The organism is Rathayibacter sp. AY1B8 (assembly GCF_002932775.1).
GTDB lineage: Bacteria > Actinomycetota > Actinomycetes > Actinomycetales > Microbacteriaceae > Rathayibacter.
This window is the reverse complement of sequence record NZ_PSWJ01000021.1, coordinates 1-19,314: the sequence shown is the minus strand read 5'-3', so window position 1 is coordinate 19,314 and position 19,314 is coordinate 1. Positions and strand designations below refer to the sequence as shown.

The following is a 19,314-nucleotide window of genomic DNA, read 5'->3' as shown; positions in this document are numbered from 1 at the left end:
GCTCCGGCCCGCAGCGCACGTCGCGCGCGCCGGATCGGGGTCCTGCAGGCGGGGGTGGGGTCAGTCGGCGGCCTTGGCGGCGCGCTCGGACTTGATGCGGGCCTGCTCGCGGCGGACCTCCGCGTAGCGGTTCTGCTCGACGCGCAGCCACTCGGGGACCTCGTCGAGCAGGGCCTGGATCTCGGGAGTGGTCAGCGCCTCGGTGACGCCGCCGCGGGCGAGCCCCGAGATGGAGACGTTCAGCCGGGAGGCGATGACGGAGCGGGGGTGCGGCCCCTCCTCGCGCAGCTGCACGAGCCAGGCGGGCGGGTTCGCGGCGAGCTCGTCGTACTGCTCGCGCGTGATCGCCGACTCCTGGAACTCCTCCGGGGTCGCGGGCAGGTAGACCTGCAGCTTCTTCGCCGCGGTCGCAGCCTTCATCGTCTGTGTCGCCTTGGCCATGCGGCAACCCTACCGGCGCGGCGCGGACCACCTACCCTGAGGGGATGAGCGAGCAGCCCGAGACCGTCGACCCGCAGGCCGCTCCCGAGGCGGAGGGGCGTCCGGAGGGCGGGGCGGACGCGACGGCGGACGACGCGTCGGCCGGATCGGGTGCGGTCGGCGCCGGAGCCGGAACCGAGTCGGACGACACGGACGGCGCCTCCGAGGACGGCGACTCCGACGACCTCGACTCCGACCACCTCGACTCCGACGATCTCGACGCCGAGGACAGCGACTCCGACGACAGCGATGTCGACGACGCCGACGACTCCGACGACGCCGACTCCGACGCCGAGGACGCCGTCCCCGCCGGCCCCGTGCTCGCCGTCGCCCTCGTGCCCGGCGTCACCCCCACCAAGTGGACCCGCGTCTGGGGCCAGCGCCGCTCCGATCTCCCGCTGCGCATCACCGTCGTCGCCGAGCGCGATCAGGAGCAGGCGCTGCTCGACGGCCGCGCGCAGCTGTCGTTCGTCCGCGGCGACGTCTCCTCCTCCGCCCTCAGCTCCATCCATCTCTACGACGAGCAGCCCGTCGCCGTCGTCGGCCGCGAGCACGCCCTGGCCGCCGCGGACGAGCTCGACGTCGCCGAGCTGGCCGGCGAGCACCTCCTCCAGGATCCGGAGGACGTGCCGGAGTGGGCCGCGGTCGCCGAGGAGCTCGCGGACGGCTCGCGGCGCCCGCTGCCGCGCATGGCCGGCCTCGACGACGCGGTCGAGCAGGTCGCGGCCGGCGTGGGCGTGCTGATCGTGCCGCAGTCGGTGGCGCGCGTGCACAGCCGCAAGGACGTCACCGCGGTGCCGGTGACCGGCGTCGCTCCCTCCTCCGTCCGCCTCGCCTGGGTGACGGACGACAAGGGCGACGACGTCGAGGACTTCATCGGAGTCGTCCGCGGCCGCAGCGCGAACACCACGCGCGGAACCGCCGCGACGCCGAAGGTCGAGTCGCGGGCGAAGGCCGCCAAGGCGAAGGCGCGGGAGGCGCGCGAGAAGGCGGAGAGGGCCGGCGGCGGCAAGAAGAAGCCGGCCCGCGCCAAGGCGTCCGCGCCGGCGGTGCGGCGCACCCGCAAGCCCCGCGGCCGCTGACCGTGGCCGACGACGCCGACTGGTCGCTCCGCCCCGCGACCGCGGAGGACGCCGCGGCGATCGCCGAGCTGCGCGCGGTCGTCATGCGCCCGTCGCTCGAGACGCTCGACCGCTACGACGAGCACCGCGTGCGGCACCGCTTCCTCGACGGCTACCGGCCCGAGCTCACCCGGGTGATCGAGCTCGACGGCGCCTTCGCCGGGAGCATCGCCGCGCGGGTCGAGCCGGACGCGGTCTGGATCGAGCACTTCTACCTGGCGCCGCACGCGCAGGGCCGCGGTGTCGGCGGCGCCGTCCTGCGCCGGGTGATGGCGGAGGAGGCGAGGCCGGGCCTGCCCTTCCGCCTCGACGTGCTGAAGCGCAGCGACGCCCGCCGCCTCTACGAGCGGCACGGCTTCCGGTTCGAGCGCGCTCTGGAGTGGGACGACATCCTGGTCACGCCGCCCGTCTCCTGACCCCTGATCGGGGAGGACGACGGGACGCGGGCCGCCGTTAGCATGAGCGCGATCCCCTCCGCCGGGTCGACCGCAGGGCGACCTCCTCCTGGAAGCAGGCACTCCGCCGTGTCCCCGCTCGTTCTGAGGTCCGCCGCCTCCGCGGTCCTCGTCGCCGCCCTGGCGATCAGCTCCAGCCCGCTCGCCTCCGCCGCATCGGCGGCCGCGCCGTCGGCCGCCCCCGTCGCCGCCTCCGACGCGCCCCGCTCGATCGTGCTCCCCGAGGGGCAGCCGCTCTGGCAGCCCAGCGCCGAGTCCCCCCTGCCCGCCGTGCCGGACGAGGCGCCGAGCGCCGCCCGTGCGAGCGCTGCGGCGTCGATCAGCGGCCGTGTCGTGGTCGAGGAGGCCGACGGCTCGATCGCGACCACCACCCCCCGCGGCGCCCTCCTGAACGTCGAGGTCTGGTCGAGCGAGGCGGGGCTCCTCGGGAACCACTCCGTCGCCGGCGACCTCACCTTCAGCATCGACGGGCTCACCGCCGGGCAGACCTACTACCTGCTGATCAAGGACAACGCCGACCTGTACGCCGACCTCTGGTCCGGCGGCAGCGCCGTCGCCCGCAGCGCCGAGCCGCTCCAGGCCCCGGCGGCCGGCGTGCAGCTGCGCACCGCACGGCTGGGGTCGCTCGAGGGACGCCTGAGCGGCGTCGCGGGCGACCAGCGCGTCGACATCTGGTACCGCGACCCGGGAACCGACGGCTACTTCCGCACCGGCGAGCTCGACCTGATCACGGGCGGCGACAACCCGTACTCGTTCCAGCAGGTCGTCCCCGGCGACTACCTCGTCCGGGCGTCGAGCCGCGACGACGTGATCGACGACAGCTACTGGGACCACGTCCTCCGCTCGGGCGACGCGGGCGACGTGCGCGTCCCGGTGGGCGGATCGGCCGCCGGGATCGACCTCTCGCTGAGCAGCGACTACCAGCAGTACACCGGCCGCCTCGCCGGATCGGACCGCTACGCGACCTCGGTGGAGGCGACGGGCTACTTCTCCCCGGGCATCCCGGTGCTCTACGTGGCCAGCGGGGCGAACTGGCCGGATGCGCTGAGCGCCGGCCCGGCCGCCGCCGCCCTCGGAGGCGCGCTCCTGCTCACCGATCCCGACCGCCTGCCTCGGGTCGTCTCCGACGAGATCCGCCGCCTCCGCCCGGAGCGGGTCGTGGTCGTCGGCAGCGAGCTGAGCGTGAGCCCCGGGGTCCTCTCCGCGATCCGCTCGATCGTCGGCGGCACCGAGCGGATCGGCGGGACGGACCGCTACGACACCTCCCGCCGGATCGTCGCGGACGCCTTCGTCGCCGGCCCCTACTCGAACATGTTCGTCGCGACCGGCACGAACTTCCCCGACGCCCTGTCGGCCGCGCCGATCGCCGGCTGGCGTGCGCAGCCCGTGCTGCTGGTCGACGGTGCGACCTCGGGCGCCGACTCCGCGACCGCGACCGCGGTGCGCGACCTGGCGCCGGAGCACGTGGAGTTCCTCGGCGGCGACCCCTCGATCCGGGACGCGTACGTGGCGGACTTCGCGCGTCGCGGCCTCGCCCCCTCGGTCTCGAGGATCGCGGGCCGCGACCGCTACGAGACCAGCGTCGAGCTGAACAGCGCCTACCCCCAGTCGCTGCTGCAGGACAGCGTCTTCCTCGCCGCGGGGTCCTCCTTCGCCGACGCCCTCTCGGGAGCGACGACGGCGGCGGCCCTGGGCTCGTCCGTGCTGCTGACCGAGCGCGACTGCGTGCACGACTCGACGCTGCGCTTCCTGGCCTCCAACTCGAAGAACTACGCGTTCCTGCTCGGCGGGGAGCCGACGCTCACCGAGGACGTGGCGAACCTCCGCAACTGCGAGTACGACTTCTGACGACGCGTGCTCCCGGGGTCCGGGGCTAGGGTGCGAGCATGCCCACGAGCGATGAGACCTGGACCCTGGCCGAGCACGACGTACCGGTGTACCGCAGCGGTGAGGGCGGCCGCGCGCTGATCCTGATCCACGAGGTCTGGGGGGTCGACGGGCACATCCGCTCGGTCGCCGACCGCTACGCGGCCGAGGGCTACAGCGTCGTCGCCCCCGAGCTCCTGGCCGACAGCGGCCTGCTCGAGCAGCTCGACGAGGAGCAGCGCGCCGACTACGACCACCCGGTGCGGCGCCTGCCGCGCCAGGTCGAGCTGCGCACCTTCTTCGCCCCCGTCTTCACTCCGGAGCACGCGACGCGCACCGTCGCGATCCTCCGCGCCCTCGTCGAGCGGCTCCTGCGCCAGGAGGGCGCGACCAGCGTCTCCGTCACCGGGTTCTGCTACGGCGGCACCTTCTCGTGGGCGCTCGCGCTGGCCGAGCCGCGGCTGGCGGCGGCCGTGCCGTTCTACGGGCACGTCACCGCGTCCGCCGACGAGCTCGGCGCGCTGCAGGTGCCGGTGCTCGCGTTCCTGGGCGATCAGGACGCTCCCCTTGTCGAGCAGGTGCCGCGCATCCGCGAGGCGACCGAGGGCAAGGACGTCGAGGTCGTCGTCTACCCGGGAGCGGGCCACGCCTTCTTCAACGACGCGAACGAGCAGACCTACCAGGCCGAGGCGGCGACCGACGCCTGGCCGCGGGCGCTCGCGTTCCTCGGAGCGCACGCGGCCTGAGGAACGCGAGCGGGCTGCGCGGGATCAGCGGGTGAGGATCCACGCCGATAGGTAGCTGCGCGAGTCGGCGCTGTCGATCGAGGAGTCCGGCAGGCGCTCCGCCCGCGCGAGAGCCGCGGCCGGGTCGCTCGTCGCCTGCAGCATCAGCACGTAGTCGGCGAGCGGCGCGCCTGGGGCTCCGGCCACGAGCTCGTCGACCCGCGAGGGGTCGGGGAGGAACGCGGTCGACGGCGGCATCGGGATCAGCTCGATCCCCAGCAGCGCCGAGGGTGTCGCGTCGAAGAAGGTGGCGTAGTCGCGCTTGCCGCCCCAGTTGATCGCGACGAACGGCGCTTCGAAGCCGACCGGCGTCTCCGGGCTCAGCCAGAGGTCTGCAGCCGCCTGCGTCTCGAGGGAGAGCAGCCAGCGCGCCTCCTCGAGCAGCGGCGCGTTCCCGGAGGCGGCGGCCCAGAGGGCGAGGCCGTTCCAGGCGTTGACCGCCTCAGACACCGACTCCTGGTCGTTGCCGTCCCGGGCCGGCGCGAGCCCCGAGGCCCAGGAGTGGCCGCGGTACGCGTCGAACACGCGCAGCCGCGGGAACTCGGCGGTGTCGACGGGAGAGGCGAGATCCAGGGCGAGCAGGTCCGCGACGGTCCGGTACCGCTCGAGGAGGGACGGATCCTCGGAGGCCAGCATCCCGACGGCGGAGAGCAGGTAGCCGTAGTGGAAGTGGTGGTCGTTGAACGCGTCGGACCCGAACGACGGCGCGGAGCCGACGACGCCTCCGAGCACGGGGTCGTAGACGACGCACTTCACGGCGCCCGGTGCGCAGCCGCGCGGGTCGAGCCACTGGTCGAGCTCGGCGGCGATCCGGTCGTGCAGGTCGGCCGCCACCTCCTCCAGGCCGAGGTCGACGGCGAGACGGTGCAGAGCAGCGGCGCGGTAGAGCTCCTTGCCGGCTCCGTAGGTGTCGGGCGCGGCGAAGCGGGTGGCCGCGGCGTCGAGCGGCACCTGCGTCCGGAGCGTCGTCTTCTCCTCGGCCGTGAGGGAGCTGAGATCGAGCGCCCCCGACTCGACGATCGAGGGGGCGGCGCGGGAGAACGACGTTCCCGCACGGAGCCCCACCCGGCCGTAGAGCGTGTCGTAGCCGATCGCCCCCTCGGCCCCGAGGCCGAAGAACGTCTCGGCGCCGCCCTCGGTCCGCAGCGCGTAGGTCGTGGTGGTGGTGCTCGCCGTGACGTCGTGGGAGACGCTCGCGCCCTCGAGGGGCACTGCGCGACGCCGAAGCTCGTCGATCCGCGCCCTGCTCGCTCCCGGAGGCACCGCGAAGAGGAGCAGCGTGCCGTCCAGCGTCATCCGGGGGAACGTATCGAGGGCGGCGGCGGGCGCCACCAGCCCGTACCGCTGTCCGCCCGCGGTGACCAGGAGCAGGCCGTCGGCCACGCGCTCGGGTGAAGTGGCGCCTCCGATCAGCACCGTCTGGACGCTCTCGGTCCGGTAGGAGGCGTAGGGCCAGCCTTCGGCCGCGACGAGCTCACCGGCACCCGCGAGGCTCCAGTGCGCGACGAGGTCGTCGAACGCCGAGAGCGCCACAGCGCTCGAGGGGACCGTCACGGTGAGATCGTCCCGGGCGAGGGCGTAGACGGTCCGCGGAGCCGCCTCCACGATCGGGAGGCCGACGGTGAAGCCGTCGGCGCGCGGCGTGACGGTGAGGATCCCCGTGTAGAGCGGGAGATCCTCCCCGAACACCGGTCCGGACACCCACGAGTTCGTCGGCGGCCGCACCCCTTCGGCGAGCCGCGGCGTCCCCGCGTAGGGGCCGGGGACCTGCGGCAGCTCCCGCGCGTGCACGGACGCTGCCTCGGCCCAGTCGGACACGGAGCGGTCGGACGTGCATCCGGTGAGGCCCGCGAGCGCGAGCGCGAGGGCGAGAGCGAGGGCCGCCCCCGCCCCGCGCCTCACCGCGCGAACCCGCCGGGCGTGAAGAGCCTGCCGAGCTGGGCGACCAGCCAGCCGCCGAAGCCGTCGCCGTCGTCGCGGAGCCGCACCTCCGCCGCGACGGGAGCTCCAACCACGGTGTAGTCCTGCGTCGTGATCTCGTCGGTGCGCGCGCGGATGACGGTCGTCGCCCGCCCCTCGTGGAACCGCTCCACCTCGACGTCGTAGATCTCGGCGTCGACGGTCGTCCCGTCCGGCATCGCCACGGCGACGGTGCCGCCGATGGGGACCCGCGAGTAGTCCCGGGCGCCGAGCACGAACTCGCTCTCGAGGTGGATCGAGTCCGAGATCGCGACGACCGCGATCATCTGGTCCTCCTCGACGAAGGAGCCGATCTCGGCGTCGACCGACGTGACCACGCCGTCCAGCGCCGCCGTGAAGACCATCAGGCCGCCCTCCTCGATCCGGTAGCCGACATCGGCGCTGGTGAACGTCTTCGTCTGCATGTCGGACTCGAGGACGGTGCTCTGCAGGCTGAAGAGCACGTCGCCCTTCTCCACCGCGTCGCCGCGGGAGATCGTGAGGTCCTGGATCGTGCCCGCGTAGGGCGTCCCCAGCGAGTACTCGTCGGTGACGAGCTGAGCGCTCGCCGCCCGCACGGTGAGCGAGGAGTTGTTCGCGTGGACCAGGCCGGCGGCGGCGACGCCGAGCGCGAGGGCGCACGAGGCGAGGAAGCCGAGCCAGCGCAGCGCGGTCATGCCGCACCCACGGCGAGTCCGTGGCGTCCCGCGGCGGCGGGGCCGCTCGGAGCGACCACCTCGGCCTGGGCGGCGCGCTTCAGGAGGACGTGCTCGCGCGCCGCGATCACCGCGAACGCTCCGAGCGTGAGGGTGTTCAGGACGTTCCAGGCGAGCGCCACCGAGTACTCCGCGGTCCACTCCGCCTTGAGGAAGCCGACGACGGAGGTCGCGGCCAGGAACACCAGGAAGACCATCTGCACCTTGATGAAGTTGAAGGGCGAGGCGGCCTGCCCGGTCGCGCCCGTCGAGGTCCAGGCCGGCTTCCGGCCCGCGAGAGCGAGGAAGAACGCCTTCGTGTACATCGGGAAGGTGACGGTCGACAGCAGCAGCGTCTCCCACCGGAACGAGCCGATGATGAACAGCGCGAGCCCGATCTGCAGCACGTAGAACCCGCAGTAGAAGAGGATCCACTCGACGAGCGGCACCTCGAGGCTGACCGGCGTGATGTTCAGGTAGATCTGCAGCGGGGGCAGCACGATCAGGCCCAGCGGCACGATCCCGGTGAAGTAGAACGTGACGGTCATGAAGTACTGCACGCGCTGGTCGGTCGTGAGCCGGCGCTTCGGCGAGAACGGGTTGTGCTTGAGCAGGATCTCGAACCCGCCGACGGCCCAGCGGACCTGCTGGCGGACGAAGGCCTCGATCGTCTCGGGCGTGCGCCCGACCGCGAGGGTCATCGGCACGAAGATCGAGCGCCAGCCGCGCTCGTGCACGAAGATCGACGTCCAGATGTCCTCGGACTGCGAGCCCTCGTACATCCCGCCGATGTCGTCGAGGGCCTTGCGGCGGAAGACGGCGTTGGTGCCCACGCAGAAGGCGGAGTTGTACTTGTTCTTGCCCGGCTGGGTGAGGGCGTAGAAGACGATCTGCATGTAGGCGGAGCCGCGCGAGATGAAGTTGTGCGCGTTCCCGTAGACCTGCGGGGCCTGCACGAAGGCGACGTCGTCGTGGGCGAAGAAGGGGAGAGTCTCCTCCAGGAACTCCGGCACGGTCACGAAGTCGGCGTCGATCATCACGGCGAAGTCCGAGTCGGTCAGACGGAGCGCGTGGTTCACGTTGCCGGCCTTGGCACCCGCGCGGTCCTCGCGCACCACGTAGCGGACGCCCATGCGCTCGGCGATCGCGGCGACCTGCGGGTCGTCCCCGTCGTCGAGGAGCCACGTCACGTGGGTGCCGCGCATGTCGCGGGCCGCACGGGCAGTCTCCTCGATGATCGCGGGGTCCTCCCTGTAGGTCGTGATGAAGACGTCGACGGTGATGCGGCGGCGGCCGAGGTAGAGGTCCTCGCCGATCGGGATGCCGTCGACCGGGCTCCCGTAGAGCGTCGCTCGAGCGGAGTGGAAGGCGGAGTCGCGCGGGTCGTAGGTGCTCGACAGGGCGGTCCACATCGTGAGCGCGGCCTGGCCGATCAGGTAGAGCTCGCAGATGATGACGATGGCGAACGGGAGGGGGTCGCCGATGTTGCGCGGGTTGAGCAGGAAGGCGCCGTAGAGCAGCGCGCCGGCGCCCGAGAGCAGCACGATCATGATGAGCGAGGGCGACTGCTGCTTGGCGCGGCTGGTGACGGCACGGGGGCTGGCGACGCGCTGCTGGCGCGTCAGGAGCGGGCGGATCTCGGGTGGAGCGGGAGGACCAGGGTGGGGGGTGCTGGGGTTCACGGGTGAGCTCTTCGGGTAGGTGGAAGCGGGGGCCCGGAGCGTCGTCGGTCGGGGGTGCCGGACGGCGCGCCGGAGGAGCGCCTGTGCGCGCGTTCGGCTCAGGTCGCTGATGCGCCGCGGTCCGTCGTGTACGGCGCGGGCGTCGGGGCCGCGGTCCCGTCGGGTACGGAGTCGCGGTGCGGAGGCCGCCCGTCATCGGGGATGTCGGCGGCGGTCCCCATGTTCGACCTGGGAGAGTGCCGGGACAAGAGCCGGAAGAGGACGTGTCCGCTAGCGGACACCCCGTTCCGACACCGCGGCTCCGCGGTGCTGAGCTCGCCGACGGCCTGAGTCAGCGCGGCCGGACCGGCAGCCAGCCCCGCCGAGACGCGAGCACGCCCGCCTGGAAGCGGCTCTCGGCGCCGAGCAGCTCGAAGAGACCGGCGATGTGCCGACGGCAGGTGCGCACGCTGAGGTCCAGCCGTGCCGCGAGCGCCTCGTCGGTGAGCCCGGCGGCGAGGCCCTGCAGGATCGACCGCTGCACCGCGGAGAGGGAAGGCTCCTCCTCGGCACCTGCCGCGTGCAGGGGCGCTGCGAACTCCCACGCCGCGTCGAACACGCGCGCCAGGGTCGCCGCGAGCTCGGGGGAGCGGACGACCAGGGCGGCGCGGTCGTCCTCGTCGCGGGAGCGGGCGACGATCGCGAGGGAGCGGTCGAAGACCACCAGCCGGAAGGGCAGCACCGGGAGGGTCCGGAACCGCGCGCCCAGCGGCTCCAGCTCCGCGACCGAGCGCCGGAGGGCCGCGTTGTCGCGGCGGCGGTCGTGGTACAGCGTCCGCCTCGCGATGCCGCGCCCGAGCAGCTCGCGGTCGACGGCGTCGCTCGCCTCGTGCCGCTCCACGCTGCTGGTGCCGGGAGCGGCGATCAGCACCTCCTCCGAGGCTCCGCGCTGCAGGTCGAGGAGCAGCCGGAGGACGGTCGCCGGGTCCTCGATCACCTCCACCTGCTCCGCGGCGGCGAGGGCGCTGCGGGCGCTCCGGTAGGCGGGGACGAGGGCCATCAGCTCGCTGCGGCGGCGGGTGATCCCGGTCTGCAGCTCGAGGAGGCGCCGCTCGTCGTCGGCGATCAGCTCGGCCAGGGCGATGTCCGGTGCGGCCGTGGCGAGCGACTCCGCCCCCGCGTGCAGCGGAGCGAGCAGCCGGAGCCCGATCAGCTCGTCACGCGCCTCGCGGAGGCCGTCGACGGTGACGCCGAGCTCGTCCGACGCGCTCTCGAGAGACCAGTCTCCGCGCACGGACGCGTGCAGGTACAGCGCGATCGCGTTCTCGCTCAGCACCGGCGGCCCCCCGTTCTCCCGACCCTCCCGAGTGTAGGAGGCGCGCACTCAGCGCCGCCGCGCGAGAACCGCGACGACGGCGAGCTCACCGGCGAGGACCAGCGCCGCCGCTCCGAACACGGCCGGGCCGACCAGCGCGGCGAGCGGAGTGAGACCGGCGTTCGCGAGGAGGGGGGCGAGGAGACCGATCACGACTCCGGTACGGCGGGCGGGGGGCTGCCGGCGGGCGACGGCCACGACGCTCAGCGAGGTCGCGGCGGCGGCGGCGAGCACGAGCAGGAGGACCGCCGCGGGGTGCGGCTCCCCGAGCAGGAGCAGCGCGGCCAGCGCGGCCCAGGCGAGGGCGCCTCCGGCGGCGACGGGGCCGAGGTGCGGGGTGGCGGCGGGTGCAGTGGCGGTCATGGTGCGTCCTCTCGTCGTGGTCCTCCGAGCCTCGCGGAGGCCCGTCGGCGGAACCAGATCAGCATCCGGGCACGGCAGCATCCGGACATGCGGCGGACCCCCGGCTCCGCGCGGGGCGGAGGGTCGGGGGCCCACCGGACGTCCGGGCAGGCTCCGGCCGTGGCAGCATCCGGTCAGCCGGCCTCGCGCAGCCTCCCGACGGCGGGGTGGAGGCTGCGCTGCGCACGGCGCGACGGCGGAGTCGTGGGTGTCGTCGGCTCCTCCTCCGGGGGCGCCCGCTCTTCCCGGGGCGGTGCCCGCGGTCGTAGGCTCGCGCTCATCCGCAACGGGAGGGGCCGACGATGACCGCCACGAGAGAGACGTCCGCCCCGCCCGAGCTCAAGCGGGTGCTCGGCCCCAAGCTGCTGCTGCTGTTCGTGGTCGGCGACATCCTCGGGACCGGGATCTACGCGCTCACCGGGCAGGTCGCGGCCGAGGTGGGCGGGGCCGCGTGGCTCCCCTTCGTGATCGCGTTCGTCGTCGCCACGCTCACCGCCTGCTCCTACCTGGAGCTGGTGACGAAGTACCCGCAGGCGGCGGGCGCCGCGCTCTACGCGCACAAGGCGTTCGGGATCCACTTCGTCACGTTCCTCGTCTGCTTCACCGTGATGGCGAGCGGGATCACCTCGGCCTCCGCCGCCTCGGGCGCCTTCGCGAGCAACTTCGCGATCGGCTTCGGGCTCGGGGACGGCGCGGGGACGCGGCTGAGCATCGCGCTGGTGTTCATGGTCTGCATCGCCCTGGTGAACCTGCGGGGCGTCGCCGAGAGCGTCGGGCTGAACGTGGTGCTCACCCTGATCGAGCTCTCGGGCCTGCTGCTCGTGATCTTCGTGTGCTTCTTCGCCGTGTTCGGCGGGCAGGCCGACTTCTCGCGGGTGGTCGCGTTCGAGGCGCCGGAGGACAAGTCGCTGCTGCTCGCGGTGAGCACCGCGACCTCCTTGGCGTTCTTCGCGATGGTCGGATTCGAGGACTCCGTGAACATGGCGGAGGAGACGAAGGAGCCCAGCCGCATCTTCCCGCGCGTGATGCTCACGGGTCTCGGCATCACCGCCGTGGTCTACGTGCTCGTGTCCACGCTCGCCGTCGCGATCGTCCCCGTGGGGGAGCTGGCCGGCAACGACACTCCGCTCGTCACGGTCGTCGAGGCCGCGGCGCCCGACTTCCCGATCTCGACGCTCCTGCCCTTCATCTCGCTCTTCGCCGTGGCCAACAGCGCGCTGATCAACATGATGATGGCCAGCCGCCTGCTCTACGGGATGAGCCGCCAGGGCGTGCTGCCGCCGTTCCTGCAGAACGTGCTGCGCGGACGGCGCACGCCGTGGGCCGCGATCCTCTTCACGACGGTGATCGCCCTGCTCCTCACCGCCTACGTGTCGCGCGACCCCTCCGACCCCATCGCGGTGCTGCTGGGCGGGACCACGTCGCTCCTCCTGCTGACGGTCTTCGCCGTCGTCAACGTCTCCGTGCTGGTGCTGCGGCGGCAGCCGGTCGAGCACCGTCACTTCCGGACCCCCACCGTGCTGCCGGTGCTGGGCACGATCGCCTGCGTCTACCTGGTGCTGCCGATCACCTCGGGACGCGACACGGCCCAGTACGGGATCGCGGGGGTGCTGCTCGTGATCGGCGTCCTGCTCTGGGCGGCGACCTTCATCGACCGGCGGGTCCGCGGCTACGCGCGCACCGCGGCGATCGCTCCGGAGGAGCTCGACGCCGATCCCGCGGAGGACGCATCGGGAGCGCACAGTGACGGCATCGGCCGGTCATAGCCGATCCATAGGGAACTCCCGATACTGGAGTCATGAGCACCCCGGCCCCCTCGAAGCACCTCGCCCCCGCGCAGCGCACCCGCCTGAAGCGGGCCGACGGGACGCCGATCCGCGTCCTCGTCGTCGACGACGAGAGCACCCTCACCGACCTGCTCCAGATGGCTCTGCGCTACGAGGGCTGGGAGGTGCGCACCGCCGCTGAGGGCCGCGCCGCGATCACGATCACCCGCGAGTTCCGGCCCGACGTGATCGTGCTCGACGTGATGCTCCCCGACATCGACGGCCTCCAGGTCCTGCAGCGGGTCCGCGCGGACGGCAGCGAGACCCCGGTCCTCTTCCTCACCGCGAAGGACGCGCTCGACGACCGGATCGCCGGGCTCACCGCCGGCGGCGACGACTACGTCACCAAGCCCTTCTCCCTCGAGGAGCTGGTCGCCCGGATGCGCGGCCTCATCCGCCGCAGCACCCTGCTCGCCAACGACGCGGACGACCCCGAGGTCGTCGTGGGGGACCTGGTGCTGAACGAGGACAGCCACGAGGTCCGCCGGGGCGGCGACGAGATCGAGTTGACCGCCACCGAGTTCGAGCTGCTGCGCTTCCTGATGCGCAATCCGCGCCGCGTGCTCAGCAAGGCCCAGATCCTCGACCGGGTCTGGTCGTACGACTTCGGCGGCAAGTCGAGCGTGGTCGAGATCTACATCTCGTACCTGCGCAAGAAGATCGACGCCGGCCGCTCGCCGATGATCCACACCGTGCGCGGCGCCGGCTACCTCCTGAAGCCCGCCGACCAGTGAGCCGCACCGGCCGCCCGTCGCTCGGCGACTTCGCGACCCGCTCCGCCCTCCGCAGCTCCCGCAGCGGCCGGCGCGCGCCGTGGACTCTGCGGCGGCGGATGGTCGTCGCCGTGGTCGCGCTCGTCGCGGTGACGGCGGGCGTCGTGGGAGCGGTGAGCGTGCTCTCGGCGCGGTCGATCCTCTACGGCAGCACGGACGCGTCGCTCAGCCAGTCGGTCACGCGCCTCCAGGACTTCGACGGGCCGAGCCGCTTCGGCGGGTCGAGCGCGATCGAGCAGGCCACGACCTGCCCCAGCGGATCCTTCGGCGGCGGCCCGAGCCAGAACCTCAGCACCATCACCGCCGTCCAGGGCTCGGACGGCTCCTTCATCGGCGCCTACGTCGACGCCGACGGGGTCTGCCGGCAGTTCTCGGACCCGGCCGACTCGGTGCTCGCGGCGGCCGTCGCCGCAGGGGGCGAGGAGGCGACCATCGAGCTGCCCGGGAGCCTCGGGACCTACCGCGTGCGCGCGGCGGCGGTCGAGGGCTCCGTCGTCGTCGTCGGCGTCCCCCTGGGCGAGGTCGCCGAGACGCTCGCCTCCCTCACCTGGGTGGTCGTCGTGGTGGTGCTGCTGGCGATGCTGCTGGTCGCCCTCGTCGCCACCGCGATCATCCGCGTGGCACTGCGGCCCCTGGAGCGGGTGGAGGCGACGGCGACCCGCGTGGCCGAGCTGCCGCTGGACCGCGGCGCCGTCGAGCTGGTCGAGCGGGTCCCGGAGGAGGACGCCGACACCCGCACCGAGGTCGGCCGCGTCGGCGCCGCCTTCAACCGCATGCTCGACCACGTCACCGGTGCTCTGGAGTCGCGGCAGGCGAGCGAGGACAAGGTGCGGCAGTTCGTCGCCGACGCCTCGCACGAGCTGCGGACCCCCCTCGCGGCGATCCGCGGCTACGCGGAGCTGCCCCGGCGCGGCGGGACCGAGCTGCCGGAGTCGGCGGCCTACTCCCTCGATCGGATCGAGTCCGCCGCCACCCGGATGACCTCGCTGGTCGAGGACCTCCTCCTGCTCGCCCGCCTCGACGAGGGCCGCGACCTCGAGAAGGAGCCCGTCGACCTGACGCTGCTCGTGATCGAGGCGCTCTCGGACGCGCACGCCGCGGGCCCCGACCACGAGTGGGACCTCGAGCTCCCCGAGGAGCCGATCGAGATCCGCGGCGACGGCTTCCGGCTGCACCAGGTGGTCGCCAATCTGCTGCGGAACGCGACCGTGCACACGCCCCCCGGCACGCGGGTCGTGGCGGCGCTCGCCGAGGAGGTGTCGGAGGGGCGGCCGATCGCGGTCGTCACGGTCACCGATTCCGGCCCGGGCATCGCGCCGGAGCTGGTGCCGGTGCTGTTCGAGCGCTTCGCCCGCGGCGACTCCTCCCGAGCGCGCACGACCGGATCGACGGGGCTGGGCCTGGCGATCGTGGCGGCGGTCGTCGACGCCCACGGCGGGCGCGTCCTCGTCGCGTCCGAGCCGGGGCGCACGAGCTTCCGCGTCGAGCTGCCGGCGGGCTGAGGGCCGGGACGGCGGTCTCCCGCCGCCCGCCCTACACCGAGACGCCCAGCCGGCGGCGCGCGTCGTCGAGGGTCCGCACCACGGCGACCACCTCGTCGAGCGGGTGCAGCGGCGACTCGGTGCGCCCCTCCGTCACGTACTGCGCGACGTGCAGCGCCTCCCAGGCGAGGCCCTCGCCGCCCTGGAGCGGCGTCTCGTCGATCCACGACCCGCTCTCGGAGCCGCGGGTGAGCGTCACGCCGCCCGGCGTCCAGAACGACGGGTGCACGTCGATCCGCCCCGCCCGCCCCGCGACGCTCGCCGCGTGGCGGGTGTCGGCCAGCACGGTCGAGGTGGCCACCGACTGCACCCCGTGCGCGTGGCTGCCGACGATCGTCGCGGTCGCGTCGACGCCGGTCGAGGTCATGCTGCCGGCGACGACGGTGCTCTGCGGGGCGCCCGCCACCATCGAGACGAAGGAGGAGGCGTAGACGCCGACATCCAGCAGGCCGCCGCCCGCGAGCGCCGGGTCGAAGATCCGGCTGGAGGGGTCGAAGTCGAAGGCGGCGCCGAAGTCGGCCGAGACGACGGCGGGCGCGCCGACCGCCCCGTCGGCGAGCAGCTGCCGCACGACGTCCATGTGCGGCAGGTAGCGCATCCACATCGCCTCCATCGCGAAGACTCCGGCGTCGCGCGCGGCGTGCACCATCATCTCGGCCTCGCCCGGGGTCGGCGCGAACGGCTTCTCGACCAGGATGTGCTTGCCCGCGGCGATGGCGAGCAGCGCCTGGCGGGCGTGCTCCGAGTGCGGCGACGCGATGTAGACCACGTCGACCTCCGGATCCTCGACCACGGCCTCGTAGCCGGCCGAGGCCCGCTCGATCCCGAACCGGCTCGCGAACCGCTCCGCGCGCTCCAGCGAGCGGGAGCCCACCGAGACCACGCGCTGCCGGGTGTGCTTCTGCAGCGCCTCGACGAACGAGCCGGCGATCGAGCCGGGCGCGATCACCCCCCAGCGCAGGACGGGGGAGTCGAGGAGGGAGGGGAGTCGGGGCTCGGGGAGCGTCAGTGCCATGCGTCCACGCTAGGGCCCCGTGCCCGGCGGGAGCGAGGGGGTGCGCGGCGGTCCCCTAGGGTGTGACGGCACGCGCAGTCGCGGGCGGAGGAGGACGTCATGCCCGAGTGGTACACCCTGGGCGTCGTCGCCCTCGTGATCGTCGTGGTCGTCGTCGCGATCGTGCGCTTCCGGTTCAACCCGGTGCTGGCGCTGGCCGTCGGAGCCGCCGCGATCGGCCTGCTCACCGGGCTCGGCCCCGTCGACACCGTCTCCACGATGACCACCGGCTTCGGCGAGGTGATGATGGAAGCTGGCCTCCTGATCGGCTGGGGCGTGCTCATCGGCGCGATGCTCAACGAGATGGGCGCCGTCGTCCGGCTCGTCGAGGGCCTGCTGCGCGTCTTCGGCCGCCGCGGGATCCCCTACGCGCTGGGCCTCTCCTTCGCCACCTACCTGCAGACGATCTTCGTCGACGCGCTGATCGTGATCGCGGCCCCGCTCGCCCGCCGGATCGCGCCGCGGCTGGGGCGCGCGGGCACCGGCATCGTCGCCGTGACCTTCGCCGTCGGGCTCGAGACGGGCATCGTGATGATGGTGCCCGGCTTCGCCGCGGTCGCGCTCGCGGGGCTGCTCGGAGTGCCGCTGGGCGTGATGATGCTCGGCGGATTCGCGGTGGTGGCGCCGACGGTCGTGGTCACGATCCTGCTGATGTCGCTCGCGTTCCGCCTCGGCTTCTGGGACCCGGCGCGCGACGAGCAGCTGGTCGTGCGCGACGACACGACCGGGCTCGCGACGGTGGGGGCGTCGCCCGCCGCGGACGGCGGACGGCTGCCGTCGTTCGGCGCGCGGGGGAGCGGCGGGGCGTCCTCGGGCGGAGCCGGAGCGGCATCGGGCGGCTCGTCCGGCTCGTCCGTCGAGGACGCGGCGGGTCCCGCCGGAGCGCAGGACGCCCACTCCGCCCGCGAGCGCCCGCTCCTGCTCCTCTTCGCGCCCATGCTCCTCGCCCTCCTGCTCATCGCCGCGCAGGCGGTGCTCACCGTCTCCGGGATCGAGCTGCCGGTGCTGCAGTTCCTCGGGAACCCCGTCATCGCGCTCCTCCTCGCCGTGATCGGCACCGGAGTGGTCGGCCGGTCCACCGTGGGAACCGCGCGGATGGAGAAGGCGGTCGCCAAGGGCTTCCAGGACGGCGGGCAGATCTTCCTGCTCACCGGCGTCGGCGGGGCGCTCGCCGCGGTGATCGCGCAGGGCGACCTCGGCGAGATCCTGAAGGGCTACTTCTCGACCTCGGCGACCGCGCCGCTGCTGCTCGTCTGGGTGATGGCGGCCGTGCTGCACATCGCGGTCGGCTCGGTCACCCTCTCGGCGATCACGGCGGCCGGAGTCGTCGCGCCGGTCGCCGCGACACTCGGCCTCGACCCGCTGCTGATCGCACTCGCCGCGGGTTCCGGCGCGCTGTTCTGCATCCACGTCACCTCGAACACCTTCTGGCTGCTGCAGAGCTTCCTCGGCCAGTCGGTCCGCGGCGCTCTCAAGTCCGTGACCGTCGGCGTCTCCCTCGCCTCCGTCCTCGCGCTCGGCGCCACGCTCGTCCTCTCCCTCTTCCTCTGACCGGGCCCTCCTTCCTCCTCTCGTCGGATGCCGCTCCGGCACTCGACTCGCCGCGCCAGGCCTCCGATGAGGCATCTCGCGGAGGTGATCCGGCCGACACGTGACGGAAACATGGAGCCTCTATCTTCCTGAGAGGGTTCACATCCGATTCGGAGATCCGGACGCCGACGGGGGCCCGATCCGTTCCGTCACGCCTCGACAAGGGAAGAACTCCGCTTGAGATCTCGAACCGCCCTCGCCTCCGGATGCGCCGCGCTCGCGCTCGCCGCCGGCGGCCTCCTGGTCGCCCCGCCGGCGACCGCCACGACGACAGCACCCGCCGACTACACCCGCGTGGACATCGTGCGTCCGCCGTCCGCTCCGATCGCGGTGCCGACCAGCTACCCGCAGCAGACCCCGCTGACCGAGGTGCCCGTCGACCCGACCGACGCCTCGCTCCTGCGCGGAGTCACCCCCTACGACGCCATCGCGCCGCAGCTGAACGCGCTCGCCGCCCGCTCCGACCGGGTCTCGACCCAGGTGGTCGGGAAGTCCGGCCTCGGCCGCGACATCTACCTGGTCACCGTCACCGCCCCCGAGACCGAGGCCGAGACGGCTCAGCAGGCCGAGTGGCGCGACCGGCTCAAGTACGAGCCCGCCGCCGCGGCCGCCGACGCCGAGCTGATGGACGGCTACAAGGTGCCGGTCTGGTTCAACGGCAACATCCACGGCAACGAGTGGGAGGGCAGCGACGCGATCCTCGAGTACATCGAGGGCGTCGCCACCGCCGAGGACGCGGAGACCGAGGCGCTGCTCGAGGGCAACCGCCTCTACTTCACCGTCACCAACAACCCCGACGGCCGCGCCCTCGGCCAGCGCGCGGTCGCCGCGGGCTACGACCCGAACCGCGACATGATCACCGGAGCCACCAGCGAGGCGGCCGTGATCCGCGACCTCTCGAGCGTCCTCCAGCCCACGTACTTCATCGACATCCACGGCTACACCGGGATCCTCCAGGTCGAGCCCTGCGGCCCGCCGCACGGCGAGAACTACGAGTACGACCTCTTCCTTCCGCACGCCTACGCGACCGCGCTCGAGATCGAGCGCCGGGTCGTCGAGGCCGACGTGCCCGGCAACACCTACCTCGCCGAGGACGGCAGCGCCACCACGGACAACACCGGGAAGATCCTCATCCCCTACCGCGACATCCGCGCGGGCTGGGACGACTGGCCCCCCATCTTCGCCCCGCAGTACGTCGCCTTCCAGGGCGCGATCACCAACACGGTGGAGCTTCCGCTCGGCCGCACGGCCAACAGCACTCCGGAGGAGATCGCCCAGGGCCAGGCCAACGCGGACATCGACGTCGAGGTCGCCGGGATCGTCATGGACGCCTCCGTCGACTACATCGAGGCCAACCGCGACGCGCTCCTGAGCAACCAGGTCGCCATCTTCGAGCGCGGCGTCACCGGCGCCCCCGCCGTCGAGATCCCCGCCGACGTCTCCGCGGCCGACCTGCCCGCGGGCGTGCCGACCGAGTGGACCGAGATCTGGGACGAGACCGACGTCTACACGACCGAGTACCCGCGCGCCTACGTCATCCCCGTCGACGGCACGCAGCGCTCCGTCTCGGACGCCGAGACACTCGTCGCGCAGCTGCTCGCCCACGGAGTCGAGGTGTCGCGGACCACGGCCGCCACGAGCGTCGGAGGAGTCTCCTACCCCGCGGGCACCTACCTGGTCGACATGCACCAGTCGGTCCGCGGCCTCGCCAACGTCCTCCTCGCCGACGGC

Annotated in this window: 16 protein-coding genes; 9 read left to right on the top strand and 7 right to left on the bottom strand. The window is 73.1% G+C overall.

Features of this window, described 5'->3' with window-relative positions; all coding sequences use genetic code 11:
* Positions 1–60: 60 nt before the first annotated feature.
* A complete protein-coding gene (locus C5C63_RS12475; protein ID WP_104223641.1) occupies positions 61–441 on the bottom strand; it encodes a DUF5997 family protein in 381 nt (126 codons plus the stop codon).
* Between the two features lie 44 nt (positions 442–485).
* Between C5C63_RS12475 and C5C63_RS12470 the strand changes: the two genes are divergently transcribed.
* The 4 genes from C5C63_RS12470 to C5C63_RS12455 all read left to right on the top strand — a co-directional run bounded on the left by C5C63_RS12470 (position 486) and on the right by C5C63_RS12455 (position 4,668).
* On the top strand, positions 486–1,562 hold the full coding sequence (locus tag C5C63_RS12470) for a LysR substrate-binding domain-containing protein (RefSeq protein ID WP_104326161.1): 1,077 nt from the start codon (positions 486–488) through the stop codon (positions 1,560–1,562).
* Between the two features lie 2 nt (positions 1,563–1,564).
* The gene (locus C5C63_RS12465; RefSeq protein ID WP_258065459.1) at positions 1,565–2,017 is read left to right on the top strand and encodes a GNAT family N-acetyltransferase; all 453 of its coding nucleotides are present in this window, start codon (positions 1,565–1,567) and stop codon (positions 2,015–2,017) included.
* Positions 2,018–2,125: 108 nt separating this feature from the next.
* A complete protein-coding gene (locus C5C63_RS12460; RefSeq protein ID WP_104326160.1) occupies positions 2,126–3,904 on the top strand; it encodes a cell wall-binding repeat-containing protein in 1,779 nt (592 codons plus the stop codon).
* A 38-nt stretch (positions 3,905–3,942) separates the two neighbouring features.
* On the top strand, positions 3,943–4,668 hold the full coding sequence (locus C5C63_RS12455) for a dienelactone hydrolase family protein (protein ID WP_104326159.1): 726 nt from the start codon (positions 3,943–3,945) through the stop codon (positions 4,666–4,668).
* A 24-nt stretch (positions 4,669–4,692) separates the two neighbouring features.
* Here C5C63_RS12455 and C5C63_RS12450 read toward each other — a convergent pair whose 3' ends face one another.
* The 5 genes from C5C63_RS12450 to C5C63_RS12425 form a co-directional block, all read right to left on the bottom strand.
* Positions 4,693–6,609 (bottom strand): glycosyl hydrolase, encoded by a 1,917-nt coding sequence (locus C5C63_RS12450; RefSeq protein WP_104326158.1) that lies wholly within the window; start codon positions 6,607–6,609, stop codon positions 4,693–4,695.
* Complete coding sequence (locus C5C63_RS17100) at positions 6,606–7,343, bottom strand: biotin/lipoyl-binding protein (protein WP_181110617.1); 738 nt, start codon at positions 7,341–7,343, stop codon at positions 6,606–6,608. The genes C5C63_RS12450 and C5C63_RS17100 overlap by 4 nt, the downstream gene beginning before the upstream one ends.
* Positions 7,340–9,043: a glycosyltransferase family 2 protein gene (locus tag C5C63_RS12440; protein ID WP_104326157.1), complete on the bottom strand. Its 1,704-nt coding sequence runs from the start codon at positions 9,041–9,043 to the stop codon at positions 7,340–7,342. Before C5C63_RS12440 ends, C5C63_RS17100 begins: the two co-directional genes overlap by 4 nt.
* 331 nt (positions 9,044–9,374) lie before the next feature.
* Positions 9,375–10,358 (bottom strand): LuxR C-terminal-related transcriptional regulator, encoded by a 984-nt coding sequence (locus C5C63_RS17450; protein ID WP_104227062.1) that lies wholly within the window; start codon positions 10,356–10,358, stop codon positions 9,375–9,377.
* Positions 10,359–10,406: 48 nt separating this feature from the next.
* Positions 10,407–10,760 (bottom strand): hypothetical protein, encoded by a 354-nt coding sequence (locus tag C5C63_RS12425; protein ID WP_104227061.1) that lies wholly within the window; start codon positions 10,758–10,760, stop codon positions 10,407–10,409.
* Positions 10,761–11,101: 341 nt separating this feature from the next.
* Here C5C63_RS12425 and C5C63_RS12420 point away from each other — a divergent pair, with 341 nt between their 5' ends.
* The 3 genes from C5C63_RS12420 to C5C63_RS12410 are packed head-to-tail and all read left to right on the top strand — an operon-like array spanning position 11,102 to position 14,900.
* Positions 11,102–12,565 (top strand): APC family permease, encoded by a 1,464-nt coding sequence (locus C5C63_RS12420; protein ID WP_104234223.1) that lies wholly within the window; start codon positions 11,102–11,104, stop codon positions 12,563–12,565.
* A 32-nt stretch (positions 12,566–12,597) separates the two neighbouring features.
* Entirely contained in the window at positions 12,598–13,359 is a 762-nt protein-coding gene (locus tag C5C63_RS12415) for a response regulator transcription factor (protein WP_104223650.1), read from the top strand.
* Entirely contained in the window at positions 13,356–14,900 is a 1,545-nt protein-coding gene (locus tag C5C63_RS12410; protein WP_258065458.1) for a cell wall metabolism sensor histidine kinase WalK, read from the top strand. The genes C5C63_RS12415 and C5C63_RS12410 overlap by 4 nt, the downstream gene beginning before the upstream one ends.
* Before the next feature lie 31 nt (positions 14,901–14,931).
* Here the strand turns inward: C5C63_RS12410 and C5C63_RS12405 are convergent, their stop codons facing one another.
* Positions 14,932–15,954, bottom strand: coding sequence for a Gfo/Idh/MocA family protein (locus C5C63_RS12405; RefSeq protein WP_104326155.1), 1,023 nt, complete (start codon positions 15,952–15,954; stop codon positions 14,932–14,934).
* A 99-nt stretch (positions 15,955–16,053) separates the two neighbouring features.
* Between C5C63_RS12405 and C5C63_RS12400 the strand changes: the two genes are divergently transcribed.
* Both C5C63_RS12400 and C5C63_RS12395 read left to right on the top strand, forming a co-directional pair.
* Positions 16,054–17,544, top strand: coding sequence for a GntP family permease (locus C5C63_RS12400; RefSeq protein WP_104326154.1), 1,491 nt, complete (start codon positions 16,054–16,056; stop codon positions 17,542–17,544).
* A 216-nt stretch (positions 17,545–17,760) separates the two neighbouring features.
* The coding region (locus tag C5C63_RS12395; RefSeq protein WP_258065457.1) for a M14 family zinc carboxypeptidase at positions 17,761–19,314 on the top strand (1,554 nt) is incomplete at its 3' end.